General features: G+C 76.5%; 14 protein-coding genes. 5 read left to right on the top strand and 9 right to left on the bottom strand.

The window, feature by feature from the left end:
* Position 1: 1 nt before the first annotated feature.
* The 5 genes from FHX36_RS03545 to FHX36_RS03525 all read right to left on the bottom strand — a co-directional run bounded on the left by FHX36_RS03545 (position 2) and on the right by FHX36_RS03525 (position 4,380).
* A complete protein-coding gene (locus tag FHX36_RS03545; RefSeq protein WP_110552944.1) occupies positions 2 to 901 on the bottom strand; it encodes a metal ABC transporter permease in 900 nt (299 codons plus the stop codon).
* Entirely contained in the window at positions 898 to 1,716 is an 819-nt protein-coding gene (locus FHX36_RS03540; RefSeq protein ID WP_110552943.1) for a metal ABC transporter ATP-binding protein, read from the bottom strand. Before FHX36_RS03540 ends, FHX36_RS03545 begins: the two co-directional genes overlap by 4 nt.
* Positions 1,717 to 1,737: 21 nt before the next feature.
* Positions 1,738 to 2,655 (bottom strand): metal ABC transporter solute-binding protein, Zn/Mn family, encoded by a 918-nt coding sequence (locus FHX36_RS03535; protein ID WP_110552942.1) that lies wholly within the window; start codon positions 2,653 to 2,655, stop codon positions 1,738 to 1,740.
* 106 nt (positions 2,656 to 2,761) lie between these two features.
* A complete protein-coding gene (locus FHX36_RS03530) occupies positions 2,762 to 3,478 on the bottom strand; it encodes a TIGR03943 family putative permease subunit (protein ID WP_110552941.1) in 717 nt (238 codons plus the stop codon).
* Positions 3,475 to 4,380, bottom strand: coding sequence for a permease (locus FHX36_RS03525; RefSeq protein WP_220035995.1), 906 nt, complete (start codon positions 4,378 to 4,380; stop codon positions 3,475 to 3,477). Before FHX36_RS03525 ends, FHX36_RS03530 begins: the two co-directional genes overlap by 4 nt.
* 176 nt (positions 4,381 to 4,556) lie before the next feature.
* Here FHX36_RS03525 and FHX36_RS03520 point away from each other — a divergent pair, with 176 nt between their 5' ends.
* Genes FHX36_RS03520 through FHX36_RS03500 form a run of 5 tightly spaced genes read left to right on the top strand, consistent with a single transcriptional unit; the run spans position 4,557 to position 9,740 of the window.
* Positions 4,557 to 4,871 carry a DUF1490 family protein gene (locus FHX36_RS03520; RefSeq protein ID WP_183513495.1) on the top strand — a complete coding sequence of 105 codons (315 nt, stop codon included), beginning with the start codon at positions 4,557 to 4,559 and terminating at the stop codon, positions 4,869 to 4,871.
* On the top strand, positions 4,871 to 7,114 hold the full coding sequence (locus tag FHX36_RS03515) for a heavy metal translocating P-type ATPase (protein ID WP_183513494.1): 2,244 nt from the start codon (positions 4,871 to 4,873) through the stop codon (positions 7,112 to 7,114). Before FHX36_RS03520 ends, FHX36_RS03515 begins: the two co-directional genes overlap by 1 nt.
* A 57-nt stretch (positions 7,115 to 7,171) precedes the next feature.
* Complete coding sequence (locus tag FHX36_RS03510) at positions 7,172 to 8,143, top strand: metal ABC transporter substrate-binding protein (protein WP_110553611.1); 972 nt, start codon at positions 7,172 to 7,174, stop codon at positions 8,141 to 8,143.
* Positions 8,134 to 8,862, top strand: coding sequence for a metal ABC transporter ATP-binding protein (locus FHX36_RS03505; protein ID WP_258372970.1), 729 nt, complete (start codon positions 8,134 to 8,136; stop codon positions 8,860 to 8,862). The genes FHX36_RS03510 and FHX36_RS03505 overlap by 10 nt, the downstream gene beginning before the upstream one ends.
* A complete protein-coding gene (locus tag FHX36_RS03500) occupies positions 8,856 to 9,740 on the top strand; it encodes a metal ABC transporter permease (RefSeq protein WP_258372969.1) in 885 nt (294 codons plus the stop codon). The genes FHX36_RS03505 and FHX36_RS03500 overlap by 7 nt, the downstream gene beginning before the upstream one ends.
* Before the next feature lie 44 nt (positions 9,741 to 9,784).
* On the opposite strand, the gene FHX36_RS03495 is transcribed toward FHX36_RS03500, so the two are convergent.
* From FHX36_RS03495 to FHX36_RS03480, 4 genes are read right to left on the bottom strand one after another with little or no spacing between them, the layout of a single operon-like run.
* The gene (locus FHX36_RS03495) at positions 9,785 to 10,600 is read right to left on the bottom strand and encodes a class I SAM-dependent methyltransferase (protein ID WP_110553610.1); all 816 of its coding nucleotides are present in this window, start codon (positions 10,598 to 10,600) and stop codon (positions 9,785 to 9,787) included.
* Positions 10,597 to 13,101: an ATP-binding cassette domain-containing protein gene (locus tag FHX36_RS03490; protein WP_183513493.1), complete on the bottom strand. Its 2,505-nt coding sequence runs from the start codon at positions 13,099 to 13,101 to the stop codon at positions 10,597 to 10,599. Before FHX36_RS03490 ends, FHX36_RS03495 begins: the two co-directional genes overlap by 4 nt.
* Before the next feature lie 49 nt (positions 13,102 to 13,150).
* Positions 13,151 to 14,104 carry an ABC transporter permease gene (locus tag FHX36_RS03485; RefSeq protein WP_110554247.1) on the bottom strand — a complete coding sequence of 318 codons (954 nt, stop codon included), beginning with the start codon at positions 14,102 to 14,104 and terminating at the stop codon, positions 13,151 to 13,153.
* Between the two features lie 10 nt (positions 14,105 to 14,114).
* Entirely contained in the window at positions 14,115 to 15,674 is a 1,560-nt protein-coding gene (locus FHX36_RS03480) for an ABC transporter substrate-binding protein (protein WP_110554248.1), read from the bottom strand.
* Positions 15,675 to 15,697 lie beyond the last annotated feature (23 nt).

Genomic DNA, 15,697 nt, shown 5'->3' with positions numbered 1-15,697 from the left:
ATCAGGATAGGGCCATGTGAGAACTGTTGTCGACTGGGGTGCCGAGCGCGTCCCCGCCGCCGCGGCTCCCCCAGCCCCGGCGGGACCGCCGGACCGAGACCAGCCGGCAGGCCAGGTAGATGCCGAAGCTGATCGTCGTGACGAACGGGCTGATCGGCACGCTGGTGCCCAGGGCCACCAGGATGCCCCCGACCGCGGACACCACGCCGAACGTCGCGCTCAGCAGCGGGGCGAGCACCGGGGAGGCGGTGACCCGCAGCGCGGCGGCCGCCGGGGTGACCAGCAGGGCGAGGACCAGCAGGGCGCCGATCACCTGGACGGCCAGCGAGACCGCCAGGGCCAGCAGCAGGGTGAAGGCCACCGACAGCACCCCGGCGGGCAGCCCGCGGGCCGCCGCGACCTCGGGATCGGCGCTGACGAAGGCCAGCGGTCGCCAGATCACCGCCAGCCCGCCCAGGACCACCGCCGACAGGCCGATCAGCCAGCCCAGCTGGACGGTGTCCACCGAGACGACCTGCCCGGTGAGCAGCCCGAACTTGTTCGCCGCCCGCCCGTCGTAGAGCGCCAGGAAGAGCACGCCCAGGCCCAGGCCGAAGGGCATGAGCACGCCGATCACCGAGTTGCGGTCGCGGGCGCGCACCCCCAGCCACCCGATCAGCAAGCCGGCCAGCAGCGAGCCCAGCACCGACCCCAGCGCCACGTCGACGCCCAGCAGCAGCGCCCCCGCCGCGCCGGCGAAGGAGAGCTCGCTGATCCCGTGGACGGCGAACTGCATGTCGCGCATCTGCACGAAGACGCCGACCAGGCCACCGATCACCCCGAGGAGGGCGGCGGCGAGGAGCGAGTTCTGCACCAGCGCCAGCAGCCGGCCGTAGTCGTCGAAGCTGACGACGTCGCTCACCGGTGGGCCACCTGCAGCGCGGGCGGCAGGTCGTGGTGCCCGGCGGACGGGTGCTCGGGCGTGCCGACCACCACGACCCGCCCCTGGACGGTGAGCACGTCGACCGGCGTCCGGTACAGGTCGCTGAGCGACTCGGAGGTGAACACCTCGGCCGGGGTGCCCAGCCGGTGCCGCCCGGCGGCGATGTAGAGCACCCGGTCGACCAGCCCGAGCACCGGGTTGATCTCGTGGGTGACGAAGACGACGGCCGTCCCGTGCTCCCGCCGGCGCCGGTCGATCACCCCGGTGACGGCCCGCTGGTGGCCCAGGTCCAGGGAGAGCAGCGGCTCGTCGCAGAGCAGCAGCTGCGGGTCACCGACCAGCGCCTGGGCGATCCGCACCCGCTGCTGCTCGCCCCCGGAGAGCAGGCCGATCGGGGCGTCGGCGTACCCGGCAGCCCCCACCGCCCCGAGCGCCTCGTCGATCCGCGCACGGTCGGCCCGGCTCCGACGGCGCACTCCGTACCGGTCGCCGTCGATGCCCAGGCCGACCAGGTCGCGGGCGCGCAGCGGGGTCGCCGCACCCATCGACTTCTGCTGCGGCACGTAGCCGATCGACCGGTCGGCCCGCCCGGGCGGGCGGCCGGCGACCTGCAGCTCACCCGCCGAGAGCGGCTGCTGCCCCAGCGCCGCCTTGAGGAAGGTGGACTTCCCCGCCCCGTTGGGCCCGAGCACCGCCAGGAACTCCCCCGGCTGCACGTCCACGTCGAGGTCGCTCCACAGCACCCGGTCGCCGAAGCGGACCGCGGCCCCCCGCGCCGAGAGCGGAGCGCTCACCCCGGTCGCCCGCCCGGCTGGTCAGGCCGACAGCGCGCCGGCGACGGCGTCGATGTTGGCCTGCATCCAGCTGACGTAGTCCTCGCCCTCGGGGAGGGTCTCGGTCACCGGCACGACGGCCACGCCGGCCGCCTCGGCCGCCGCGAGGACCTGCTCGGTCTCCGCGCCCGTCGTCTGCTCGTTGTAGACCAGCGCCTGCACCTGGCCACTGCTGAACAGGTCGAGGGTCTCCTGGAGCACGGCCGGGGAGACGTCGCCGCCCTCCTCGATCGCCTCGGAGAACTCCTCGGGGGTGCGGTTCTCCGCGCCCAGCGCGTCGAGCAGGTAGCCGGGGACCGGCTCGGTGATCGCGACGCCGGCACCCTCCGTGCCCGCCCGTGCCTCCTGCTCGGCGGCCACCAGCGCCTGCAGCTGCTCGGTGAACTCGGCACCGTTGGCCTCGTAGGTCTCGGCGCCGTCCGGGTCGATCTCGCTGAGCTGGGTCACCAGCTCGTCGGCGAGCTTCTCGACGGTCTCCAGGTCGTACCAGACGTGCTCGTTGAGCTCCTCGCCGGCGTCCTCCGCCTCGGCCTCGCGACCGGAGAGCTCGACGGCGTTGATCACCGGGGCGTCGGTGTCGCTGGCCGAGACCATCGTGTCGACGAAGTCGTCGTAGCCCCCGCCGTTCTCCACGATCAGGTCGGCCTCGGAGATGGCCAGCTGGGTGCGGGTGTTCGCCTCGTAGGAGTGCGGGTCGGCCGAGGGGTCGTCGATGATCGCGGTGACCTCGACGTCGTCGCCGGCGACCGCCGAGACGATCGCGCCGTAGACGTTGGTGGAGGCGACGACGGAGACGCCGTCCTCCGCGGCAGCGGCGGAGTCGTCGTCCGACCCGCAGGCGCTCAGCAGCAGCAGTGTCGACGCGGCGGTGAGGGCCACGCCCATCCGGGCGATGCGCATGGGTCTTCTCTTCCTTGGAACGGGAACGGTTACCACTAGCGTAGCCGCGCTCGGCCACCGCGCGCCCACCGGGTCGCCGGCCCCCGCCCCGGGGCGCCCCGGCCGCTCACTCGTAGGGCTCGGCCGGCGGCGGCACGAGCCGCGTCGAGGCCGGCTCGATGGCGGGCAGGGCGTACCCGGCCACCGGGTCCACCACCGGCTCGGTGAAGTGCCCGACCACCTCGACCCACTGGTCGGGCGCGAACTCCGCCGACCCGTCGATCACGGCCACCCGGAGCGCGGTCGCATCGGCGGCGCAGCAGTTGATCCGGAACCGGGTGAGGTACCACCCACCGGCCTCCCGCGGCGTGACGAAGCCGACCAGGCGCACCCGCCGGTCCGCCAGCGGCGACGGATCGGGCTGCTGCGACCAGATCGTGTAGGACAGCAGGGTCATCGTGCGGTGGTCGGCGCCCGGGTCGTCCGCCCCGATGCCCGGCGACGGCGGGGCGGCGGGCACGGCCGGCGGGGCGGTCGGCAGCCGGGCCGCGCTGTACGCGCCGAGGGCGGGCGGCGCCACGACCAGCACGACGGCGACCGGCGCGGCCAGCAGCCAGCCGACCGCGGGCCCAGGGTGCTCGTGCCCGGCCCGGGGCCCGCCCGGACGGCGGAGCAGCCCGGTGGCCGCCAGGGCCACGACGACCACGCCCGCCGCCAGCAGGAAGGGCCGGAAGCCGGGCCGGACGTAGTCCAGGTACCGGTCGCTGCCGGCCACCACCAGCACCACGACGCCCAGCAGCAGCAGGAGCACGTGCTGGGTCGTGCGGTCGGGGCGGGCGGTCACAGCAGCACCTCGCCGACACCGACGGCCACCAGCACGGCCACCACCAGGGTGACCGGTGCGAACCGGAGCGCGAAGCGGCGGCCGAAGGTGCCCGCCTGCAGCGCGACCAGCTTGACGTCGACCGCCGGGCCGACGACCAGGAAGACCAGCCGGGAGGTGAGCGAGAACGAGGTGAGGCTGGCGGCCACGAACGCGTCGGCCTCCGAGCAGATCGCCAGCACGACGGCGAGCGCGGCCAGCACCAGCACCGACAGCACCGGCGAGCCGGCGACCTCGTCCAGCCAGCGGCGCGGCACCAGCGCGCTGAGCGTGGCGGCGGTCGCGGCGCCCACCACGAGGAAGCCCCCGGCGTGCACCAGGTCGTGCTGCATCGCGTCGCGGAACACCGCCGCCCGGGAGGCGCCGGGGACGCCCGCCGCGGGGGCCGGCAGCCGGAGCCAGTCGGCGCGGCCCACCAGGGTCCACAGCCAGCCCATCACCAGCGCGACCCCGAGGGAGGCGGCGAACCGCGCCGCCACCACCTCCGGCTGGCCGGGGAACGCCACCGCCGTGGCCACCAGCACCACCGGGTTGATCGCCGGCGCGGCGAGCAGGAAGGCCAGCGCCGCGGCGGGGGTCACGCCCCGGCGCACCAGGCTGCCGGCGACCGGGACCGACGCGCACTCGCAGCCGGGCAGGACGACGCCGGCCACGCCGGCGACCGGCACCGCCAGGGCCGGCCGGCGCGGCAGCGCCCGGGCGAAGAACGACGGCGGCACCAGCGTGCCGATGGCGGCCGACAACGCCACGCCCAGCACCAGGAACGGCAGCGCCTGCAGGCAGACCGCGACGAAGACGGTGCTCCAGGCCAGCACGGCCGGCCGGTCCAGGACGTCGGGTGCGGCGAAGTGCAGCACGACCACCAGCGCGACGAGACCGGCCAGCAGGTCGGTGCTGCGGACCCGGGCGGCGCGGTGGCCGGGCAGCGGCAGCTCGGTGATCTCCGCCTCCCTGCGCTCGTGAGCACGGTTCCCGTTACCGTGTGCAGGCCCACGATCGCATGCCCCGCCCCCAGCGCCGAGAACCGAGGAGCCCGCCCATGGCCGAGTCGAGGAAGAACCGGACCGCCACCGCCGGCCGCCTGCTGCGCAAGGCCGCGGGCACGGTGGCCACCGGCGTGGTCGGCGTCGCCGTCGTGCGCGCCGCCGAGCGCGGTGAGGGCGGGCCGCTGCCCCGCCGGATCGCCGTCACGGCCACCCGCTGGGGCATCCTCGGCACCCGCCGCGCCGAGGTGGCGGTGGAGAAGGCACGCCTGGCCGCCGGCGACGTCCGCGCCCAGGCCTACGCCGACCTCGGCGAGCAGGCCCCGCCGCCGGCCGACCGGTCCACCGGCGGCCACGACCACAGCCACTGATGCCGGGCGCGACGGCACTGCCCGACGGCGGCGGAGGGGACCCGGTCGTCGTCGCCGATGCCGGTGGCCGGCTGCGGATCGCCGTGCCGGCGCTGACCGGGCGGTCGGCGCGCGCCGTCCGGCTCGAGGACGCCCTCGACGAGGTGCCCGGCGTGCTGGCGGTGCAGGCGTTCCCGGTCACCGGCCAGGTCGTCGTCTGGCTGACCCGCGACGCCGACCGGGCCGAGGTGCTGGCCGTGGTCGCCGGCGCGCGCGAGCTGCCGGCCGACGCCGCGGTGGCCCGCCGCCCCCGGTCGGCCGACGTCGCCAACACCGAGCTGCTGCGGATCGGCATCGGCGGTGCCGCCCTCGCCCTGCTCGGCATCCGCCGCTACGGGTTCGGCCGCCCGCCGGTGCTGTCCGGCCGCAGCCGGCTGGTGGCCAGCGCGATCACCCTGTTCACCGGCTACCCCTTCGTGAAGGGCGCCTTCGGCGCGCTCGCCGGCAAGCGGACGGCGGGCACCGACGCGCTGGTCACCGCCGCGACGTTCGCCAGCCTGCTGCTGCGGGAGAACGTCGTCGCCCTCACCGTGCTGTGGCTGCTCAACATCGGCGAGTGGATGCAGACGCTCACCCTGCGGCGCACCCGCCGGGCCATCTCCGCGCTGCTGGCCGGCACCGAGACCACCGCCTGGGTCGTCGTCCCGGGCGAGGGCGGCGAGCCCGACGTGGAGCGCCAGGTCGACCTGGCCCAGCTGCGGGTCGGCGACCTGGTCGTGGTGCACGAGCAGACCACCCTCCCGGTCGACGGGACGGTCATCGAGGGCGCCGGCGTGGTCGACCAGGCCGCCATCACCGGCGAGCCGCTGCCGGTGTCGGTGACGGCGGGCGCCGTCGTCCACGCCGGGTCGGTCAACCTGCGCGGGCGGCTGGTCGTCCGGGCGTCGGCCACCGGCTCGGACACCGCCATCGGCCGGATCATCGCCCGGGTCGAGCAGGCCCAGGACGACCGGGCGCCGATCCAGACCGTCGGGGAGAACTTCTCCCGGCGCTTCGTCCCGGCGTCCTTCGCGCTGGCCGGGCTGACCTGGCTGGTCACCCGGGACGTCCGGCGGGCGATGACGATGCTGCTGGTCGCCTGCCCCTGCGCGGTCGGGCTGTCGACGCCGACCGCGGTCAGCGCCGCCATCGGCAACGGCGCCTCGCGCGGCGTGCTGATCAAGGGCGGCGCCCACCTGGAGGCGGCCGGCCGGATCGACGCCGTGGTGTTCGACAAGACCGGCACGCTGACCATCGGCCGGCCCGTGGTCACCAACATCGTCTCCTTCTCCGCGGCCTGGACCCCCGAGGAGGTGCTGGGCTACGCGGCCAGCTCGGAGGTGCACTCGCGGCACCCGCTGGCCCAGGCGGTGATCCGCTCGACCGAGGAGCGGCACGTCTTCATCCCGCCGCACGAGGAGTGCGAGGTGCTGCTGGGGCTGGGCATGCGCACCCAGGCCGACGGCCGGGTGCTGCTGCTGGGCAGCGAGCCGCTGATGGCGAGCGAGGGGGTGACCGTCGGCGCGGACGCCCGCGACTGGCTGGACCGGCTGCGCGCCGCTGCGGAGACACCGCTGCTGCTCGCGGTGGACGGCGAGCTGGTCGGGCTGGTCAGCCTGCGCGACGAGGTGCGGCCGGAGGCCCGTGAGGTGCTCGACGCGCTGCGCGCCACCGGCGTCGAGCGCATCGTCATGCTCACCGGCGACCACGCGGCGACGGCAGCAGCGGTCGCCGCCGAGCTCGGCGTCACCGAGTGGCAGGCCGAGGTGCTCCCCGAGCACAAGCAGGACGCCGTTGCCGCGCTGCAGGCCGAGGGGCACACCGTGGCGATGGTCGGCGACGGCACCAACGACGCCCCGGCGCTGGCCGCGGCCGACATCGGCATCGCCATGGGGGTCTCGGGCACCGACGTCGCGGTGGAGACCGCCGACGTCGCCCTGGTCGGCGACGACCTGCGACACCTGCTCGACCTGCGCGAGCTGGGCGGGCGCACGCTGCAGATCGTCCGGCAGAACTACGGCATGTCGATCGCGGTGAACGGCATCGGGCTGCTGGTCGCCGGCGGCGGTGCCCTCTCCCCCGTGCTCGCGGCGGTCCTGCACAACGCCTCGTCCGTCGCGGTGGCCGGCAACTCGGCCCGCCTGGTCCGCTACCGCGGGGTGGAGCGGCACGACCCGGCCATCGAGCCGGACGGGATGGTGCCGGCCGGCCCCGCCGGGAGCTGACCGGGACGAGGGCGGATCGGTTTTGACAATGATTGTCATGTGCTCGACGATCGGCCCATGCACTCCAGAACCCCGCGCCCTGCCCTGCCCGCCCTCCTCTGCGCCGCTGCGCTGGGCCTGGCGGGCTGCTCCGCAGGCGGCACCGACCCGGCGGCAGCGGCCGGCGGAGACCTGCGGGTGGTCGCGTCGTTCTACCCGCTCGAGTGGCTCAGCCAGCAGGTGGCCGGCGACCGGGCCACGGTCACCTCGCTGACACCCCCGGGCGCCGAGCCGCACGAGCACGAGCTCACCCCGCAGGACGTCGCGGCGGTGTCCGAGGCCGACCTGGTCGTGTACCTGCCGACCCTGCAGCCGTCGGTCGACGAGGCGGTCGAGCAGCAGGCGGCGGGCACCGCGTTCGACGCCGGCGCCGTCGCCGACCTCGACCTGGTCTACACGGACGACCACGGCGACGAGCACGGCGACGAGCACGCCGCCGACGACGAGCCCGCCGGGCCGGACGGCGCGGTCACCGACCCGCACTTCTGGCACGACCCGCTGCGGATGGCCGCCGTGGGCGAGGCGCTGGCCGAGCAGCTCGGCCGGGCCGACGCGGCGAACGCCGACGTGTACACCGCCAACGCGGCGGGCCTCCGGGACCAGATGGAGGCGCTGGCCGCCGAGTTCCGGGCCGGGCTGGCGACCTGCGCCAGCCGGGACGTCGTCACCAGCCACAGCGCCTTCGGGTACCTCGCCGACGCCTTCGACCTCCACCAGGTCGGCATCAGCGGCCTCGCCCCCGACGAGGAGCCGGCACCGAGCGCCCTGACCGACGCCACCGCGTTCGTCCGCGAGCACGGCGTCGGCACCATCTACTTCGAGACGCTGGTCAGCCCGGCGGTCGCCGAGACGGTGGCCCGGGAGACCGGCGCCCGGACCCGGCAGCTGGACCCGATCGAGGGGCTGACCGACGAGTCGCAGGGCTCGGACTACCCGGCGCTCATGCGCGCCAACCTGGCCAGCCTCCGCGCGGGGCAGCAGTGCTCCTGACGCAGCGGTCCGGGCCGACCACTCCCCCGGCCGACCGGGCCGGGGCCGTCGTCCAGCTGCGCGGGGCGTCGTTCGGGTACGCCCGGCAGCCGGTGCTGACCGGCGTCGACCTCACGGTCCACCACGGGGAGGTGCTCGCCGTCCGCGGGGCCAACGGCACCGGCAAGTCCACGCTCGTCCGCGGCCTGCTGGGGCTGGCCGAGGTGCTGGCCGGCGAGGTGCTGCTCTTCGGCCGGCCGCGAGGGACCGGGCGTGACCGCCACCGGGTGGGCTACGTCCCCCAACGGCACACGGTCGCCGGCACCCTCCCGGTGACCGTCCGGGAGCTCGTCTCCTCCGGGCGGCTCACCCGGCTCCGGACCTGGCAGTCGTTCGGTGCGGCCGACCGGTGCGCCGTCGACTGCGCGCTGGAGGGGGTGGGTCTGGCCGGCTTCGACCGGCGGCCGCTCGCGGAGCTCTCCGGCGGTCAGCAGCGCCGCGCGCTGGTCGCCCGCGCGCTGGCCGACGACCCGGAGCTGCTGGTGCTCGACGAGCCGACCGCCGGCGTCGACGCGGCCAGCCAGCGGGTGCTCGCCGCCACCCTCGCCGGCCTGGCCGCCACCGGCACCACCATCGTGGTCGTCGTGCACGACCCCGGGCCCCTGGCGGAGGTGGTGACCCGCACGGTGTCGCCGTCCGGCACGCCGGCCGCGCCCGCCGCGGGGGCCCGGGCGTGCTGAGCTACGAGTTCATGCGGCTGGCGCTGGTCGCCGCCGTGCTCGTCGGGCTGACCGCCCCGACGGTGGGGGTCCACCTGGTGCAGCGGCGCCTGTCCCTGATCGGCGACGGCCTGGGGCACATGGCGCTGCTGGGGGTCGCGATCGGGCTGGCGACCCGCTCGGCCCCGGTGCTGACCGCGCTGGCCACCGCCGTGGCCGGGGCCCTGCTGGTCGAGCTGCTGCGCCACCGCCGGTCCGCCAGCGCCGACGTCGCCCTGGCCGTCCTCTTCTACGGCGGCATCGCCGGTGGGGTGGTCGTCGTCAGCCGCGCGCCGGCCGGGACCCCGGCGAACCTGGACAGCTACCTCTTCGGCGCCCTGACCACGACCACGCGCGGCGACCTGGTGGTCTTCGCCGCCATGGCGGTGGGCGTGCTCGCCGTGACCATCGGCCTGAGCCGCCAGCTGTTCACCATCGCCGTCGACGAGGAGTACGCCGCCGCCAGCGGGCTGCCGGTGCTCCGGCTCGACCTGCTGCTGGCCACCGTGACCGCCGGCACGGTGGTGCTGTCGATGCGGGTGCTGGGCCTGCTGCTGATCAGCGCGCTCATGGTGCTGCCTGCGGCGTGCGCCCGGCTGGTCGCCCCCAGCTTCCGGTCCAGCCTGGGCGTCGCCGCCCTGGTGGGCGTCTCGACGTCGGTCGGCGGGACGGTGGTGTCCTTCCACGCCGACACCCCCTCCGGCGCGACCATCGTGCTGACGGCGATCGCCGCGTTCGGCCTGCTGGCCGCCGGCCGGCTCGTGCTCCGCCGCCCGCTCCCGCGGCTCCGGCCCCCGGGCCGCCCCGCGCAGGGCGCCCCACCGGCGGCCGCCACCCCCGAGCTGCGGCTGCCCGGCTGACCGGGTGGCGCCACGGGCCGAGGGCCGGCCCGTGGCGCCGGGGCTCAGCGGACGGCCAGCAGCACCCGGTCGTCGTGGTCCTGCCAGATCGTGCCCACCTCGGTGAACCCGGCCTCGACCAGGGCGGCGACGTGGGTGCGGAGGCCGGTCAGCCGGGCTCCGGGCTCGTGGTCGTCGACGCCGCGCCCGGCGGTCCGCCGGCGGCGCTCCTCGGCGGCCTCCGCGAGCTCGGGGACGGCGAGCACCTCGGCCCACCAGGTGTCCCAGTCCGGCACGCCGTCCCGCTCGAACGCCGCGCTGGCCTGGCGGCGTTCCGCGGCCTCGGCCAGCCGGGTCAGCACCGCCTGCCCGGGGTCGTGGGCCATGTTGTCGGCGTTGAGGAACAGGCCAACGGCCGGGACCAGGGCGCCCACCCGCCGGTAGGTCGCCGCGAGCTGGCTGGCGGAGAGCCAGTGCAGGGCGGTGGAGGAGACGACGACGTCGGCGCCGGTCACCGGCAGCCGGGCCGGCCACGCGGGGTCGCGCAGGTCGGCGTCCACCCACTGCAGCCGCCCCTCGGCCGTACCCAGCGCGTGCCGTCCGACGGCCAGCAGCACCGGGTCCACGTCCACCGCGACCACCTGGGCCGCCGGGAAGCGGGCCAGCACCCGCTGGCTGAACGACCCCGGCCCGCAGGCGAGGTCGAGCACGGTGAACGGGTCGTCGAGGACGTCGGCGCGCAGCACCTCGACGGCGTCCAGCGCGGCGGTGAAGCGCTCCTCGCGGGCCCGCAGGTAGCCGCTCTGCTGGGCGTCCCAGTCGGCCAGCAGCCGGCTCCAGTCGGCAGCGGTGCCGGGAGTCGTCTCGCTCGGGGTGGTCATGGGGTGGTCCTCTCTCTCGGTCGGCCCGCCGGGACGGCGGCTCCGGGTCGGTGGTCCGCCGGGACGGCGGCGTGCGGGGGCTCCGGGGTGGGCCGGGCCGGGTGGGCCGCGGCGACGAGGGCGGCCGTGACGGGGTGGCGAGGGGCGCGGAGCACCTGCGCGGTCGGTCCGCGCTCGACGACCGCGCCCCGGTGCAGCACCACGACCTCGTCCACCAGCGCCTCCACCGCGGCCAGGTCGTGCGACACGACGACCAGGGCCACGCCCTCCTGGCGCAGCGCGCGGAGCAGCTGGAGCACGCCGACCCGGACGACGGCGTCCAGCGAGCTCACCGGCTCGTCGAGCACGAGCACGTCGGGGCGGGCGGCCAACGACCGGGCGATGACCACCCGCTGGCGCTGGCCGCCGGAGAGCTGCCACGGCCGGCGGTCGGCGTGCTCGGCGCCCAGGCCCACCCGGTCCAGCAGCCGGTGCACGTCCCCGGTCGCCGGCAGTCCGCGGCGCCGGGCGAGCTCCAGCGCCTCGGCGAGGGCCGAACCGACGGTCTGCCGCCGGTCCAGGGCCGCGCTGGGGTCCTGGAACACCAGCTGGGCGCGCCCCTCCCGGGGCACCGGGGGTCTGCCGGCCAGCTCCACGGTCCCCCCGGTCGGCTGCTGCAACCCGACCAGCACCCGGCTCAGCGTCGACTTCCCGCTGCCCGACTCCCCCACCAGCCCGACCGCCCCGGCCACCGGCAGGTCGAGCGACACGTCGGCCAGCGCGGGGCGCGGGTGGCCCCGCAGGCCGCGCCGGGGGTAGACGACCGAGACGCCCGTGGCGCGCAGCAGGGGTGCGCCGCCGGCCGGGGTGACCGGGGGCGGTGCCACCGGCCGGGTGGCGGCCACCAGCGCCCAGGTCGCCGGGTGCCGGGGTCGCTGCAGCAACTGCCCGGTCGGGCCGCACTCGACCACCCGGCCGGCGTCGACGACGGCGACGGTGTCGGCCCAGCCCGCGACGGCGGCCAGGTCGTGGGTGACCACCAGCACGGCCGTGCCGAGCTCGTCGCGGACCCGCGCCAGCAGCTGCCGCACCTGCCGGGCCACCGTGCTGTCCAGGGCGCTGGTCGGCTCGTCGGCGACCAGCAGGTCCGGGCGCCCGGCCAGCGCCGCGGCGATGAGCACCCGCTGGCGCATCCCGCCGGAGAGCTCGTCGGGGCGCAGCCGCACGACCCGGTCGACGTCGGTCAGGCCGACCCACCCCAGCAGCTCCCGGGCGGTCCGGTCGGCCTCGCGGCGGCTCATCGACCGGTGCAGCCGGGCCGCCTGCGCGACCTGGGCGCCCACCCGGCGCAGCGGGTGGAGCGCCGCGGCGAGGTCCTGCGGCACGAGGGCCACCTGCCCGCCGCGCAGCCGGCGCAGCTCCCGGTCGGACCTGCCGAGCACCTCGCGGCCGGCGATCCGCACCGAGCCCCGGGCGACCGCACCGACCCCCTCCGGGAGCAGCCCCAGCAGGGCGTGGGCGGTGATGCTCTTGCCCGACCCGCTGCTGCCCACCACCGCCAGCACCTGACCGCGGTCCAGCGTGAGGTCCAGCCCGTCGACCACCCGACGCCGACCGGCCGGCCCGCTGAGCTCGACCACCAGGTCGCGGACCACCAGCAGCTCCGCGCCCGTCGCCGTCCGCGGGCCGGCCCCGGGTGCCGGGACGGCGGCGGGTGCTGAGACGGCGGCGGGTGCCGGGCGTCGCGGCGTGCTGGACGCGCCGTGGGTGACCCAGCGGCCGGCGTCCTCGGCCAGCACGTTCACGGCCAGCACCACGACGCCGACGGCGAGCGTCGGCAGCAGGAACAGGTGCGGGTCGCTCGCCAGGAAGGGGCGGGCCTCGACGATCATCGACCCCCACTCCGGCGTCGGCGGGCGCACGCCGAGGCCGAGGAAGGTGAGGGTGGAGATGGCCAGCACCGTCGTCGCGACCTGGGTGCTGGTGAGCACCAGCACCGAGCCCAGCACCGCGGGCAGCACGTGCCGGAACAGGATCCGCGGAGGTCGCGCCCCGAGCAGCACGAGCGCCTGGACGGCCGGCTGGTCGCGGAGCAGCCGCACCTCCGTGCGGACCAGCCGGGCGTAGGCCGCCCAGCTGCCCGAGGCCAGCGCCAGGACGACGCCGCCCAGGCCGGCGCCGAGGACCGAGGAGAGCACCAGCCCGGTGAGCAGGGCGGGCAGCGCGACGGTGACGTCCGTGACCCGGAGCACCAGCGCGTCGACCAGGCCGCCCCGCCAGCCGGCGAGCGCGCCCAGCGCCAGCCCGAGCGGGAGCGCCAGGGCGGTGACCGCGGCGACCGCGAGCAGCGAGGTGCGGGCGGCGACCAGCAGCCGGGTCAGCTCGTCCCGGCCCAGCTGGTCGGTGCCCAGCCAGTGGGCGGCCGACGGTCCGGTCCGCACGGCCGTCAGGTCGGTGGCGGTGGGCGACCACGGGCTCACCAGCGGCCCGAGCAGGCCGGCGAGGACGACGACCGCCAGCACCGCTGCCGCGACCAGCCTCGGCCACGACGGCCGACCGCCCCGTCGCACGTCAGCCCCGCCCGGCACGGGGGTCGACCAGCGCGGCCAGCGAGCCGGCCAGCCCGCGGGCGAGGACGGCGGCCGCGGCGATGAGCAGCACGGCCGCCTGCAGCGGGTACCAGTCCCGGAACTGCAGCGCGCGGACCAGGTAGTCGCCCAGCCCGGGCCAGCCGAACACCGTCTCGGCGACGAGCGTGCCGGCGATCGCGTGGCCGACCTGGTTGCCGACCACGACCAGCAGCGGCGCAGCGGCGGCGGGCAGCGCCTGGGTGACCACCGAGCGCGACCGGGACAGCCCCCGCGCCCGGGCGGTGACCACGAAGGGCTCGGTCATCGTGGCCCGCAGCCGCGCGTCGGTCACCCGCGCGATCGCCGAGGCCAGCGGCAGACCGATCACCAGCGCCGGCAGCACCAGCGACGGCCAGCCGTCGACGCCCTGGGTCGGCACCAGACCGAGGCCCAGGGCCAGCGCCAGCACACCCAGGTAGGCCAGGGCGAAGGCCGGCAGCGACAGCAGCGCCAGGGTGACCAGCCGCAGCGGGACGACAACGCCCCGCCGGTCGGTGACGGCGCCGGCCACGCCCGCGGCCAGGCCCAGCACGACCGCGACCACCGCCCCCGCGGTGGCCAGGGTGACCGTGAGCGGGACCCGGCCGACCAGCTCGTCGGCCACCGGCCGGCCGGTGCGCAGCGACAGGCCGAGCTCGCCGTGCAGCATCGCGACCAGCCCGTCCAGGTAGCGCACCGGCGCCGGCAGGTCGAGCCCGAGCTCGGCCCGGACCGCCGCCACCGCCGACTCGGTGACCGCGCCGTCCCGCTCCAGGACGATCGCGGTGGCGGCATCGCCGTCGGTGAGGGACAGCAGCGCGAACGTCGCGACGGAGATCGTGAGCAGGACCAGCCCGCCCTCGACCAACCGGCGGCCGGCCAGCCGGCCGGCCGCCGTCAGTGCTGCGCTGCGCACGGCGGACGGCTCAGCGGGTGACGGTGACGTCGGTGAGCGGCAGGTCGTACTCGGTGGCCCCGAGCTCGAACCCGCGCACGTCGGTGCTGGCCGCCCACAGCCGGGGCAGCTGCACCAGCGGCACCGCCGCGACCTGCTCGCCGAGCGTCGCCCAGACGTCGTCGAAGGCGGCCTGCCGGGCCTCGTCGCTGGTCGCCGCCAACGCCACCGGGATCTGCGCGTCGAGCTCCGGCGAGGCGAACAGGTGCCCGTCGGACTCGGTGCGGAAGTTCGCCGTCAACGTGCTGTACGGGTCGTAGGGAGCGCCGTAGGTGGAGTAGAAGCGCAGGTCGAAGTCCCGCGCCGACACCCGGGCGCCGTAGGCGGTGGTGTCCAGCGAGTCGATGGTGACCCCGATGCCCACGTCGGCGAGCTGGTCGGCGAGCGCCTGGCTCAACGACACCGCCTGCGGCAGCAGCCCGGGGTCGAGCACCAGGGTGAGCTGCAGCGGGACGCCGTCCTTGCTGCGCACGCCGGAGCCGGTCCAGCCGGCGCCGTCGAGCAGCGCCCGAGCGGCGTCGGGGTCGGTGACGACCTCGTCGTCGGGCTGCGGGCCGTAGGGCACGTTGGCCGGGAAGACCGTCGTCGCCGCGGTCGCCGCGCCGTCGAAGAGCCCGGCCGCGATGCCCGCCCGGTCGACGGCGAGCGCCATGGCCCGCCGCACGGCCGGGTCAGCGAGGGCCGGGTTGCCGGTGTCGGCGTTGACGGTGAGCAGCAGGTTGGTGGTGCTGTCGGCGGTGAGCACCTCGACGTCGTCGTCGGCCTGCAGCGCGGGCACGTCCTCCAGCGCCAGCGGAGCCGTGTAGTCGCCCCCGATGACGTCGACCTCCCCGGCCTGCAGGGCGGCCACCCGCGCGGCGGCGTCGGGGATGACCTCGAACACCACCCGGTCCAGCGAGGGCTCACCGCCCCACCAGTCGTCGTTGCGCACCAGCACGATCTGCTGCTCGTCCAGCTGCTCCAGCCGGTAGGGCCCGGTGCCCACCGGCTCGCCGTCGGCCGCACCCGGGCTGGTGAACCGCACCGGGCGGGTCAGCGCCAGCTCGTTGAGGGCCGAGTAGTACGGCTGGCTGAGCCGCCAGGTGATGGTGGCCTCGTCGGTGGCCTCGATCGACTCGGTGACCCCGGTGAGCCCCAGGAAGCCGTTGTCCGGGTCGTCGACCCAGCGCAGCAGGTCCGCCCGGGCCACCTCCGCGTCGAAGGGCGTGCCGTCGGTGAAGGTCACGCCCTGCCGCAGCGCGAAGGTCATCGTCAGCCCGTCGTCGCTGATCTCGAAGGACTCGGCGAGCGCGGGGGCGAAGGACCCGTCGGCCTGGTAGCGCACCAGCGGTTCGAACAGCTGGTCCAGCACGGTGAACGACGACGTCGTGTAGTCCTGGACCGACAGCGACGCCTCCGGGTCGGCGAGGGCGACCCGGAGCACCTGCTCGCCCTCGGCGGCGGCGGGGTCGTCGCCGGACAGGCCGCAGCCGGACAGCGCGAGGACGAACGCGCCGGCGAGCAGGGCGGCGGTGGAGCGGGGGCCGGACATGGTCGTGCCTTCTCTCTCTCGTG

This window comes from Modestobacter versicolor, assembly GCF_014195485.1.
In the GTDB taxonomy this organism is placed as follows: Bacteria; Actinomycetota; Actinomycetes; order Mycobacteriales; family Geodermatophilaceae; genus Modestobacter; species Modestobacter versicolor.
Note: the sequence above shows the minus strand (reverse complement) of the source record. Positions and strands in the feature narration are given on the sequence as shown.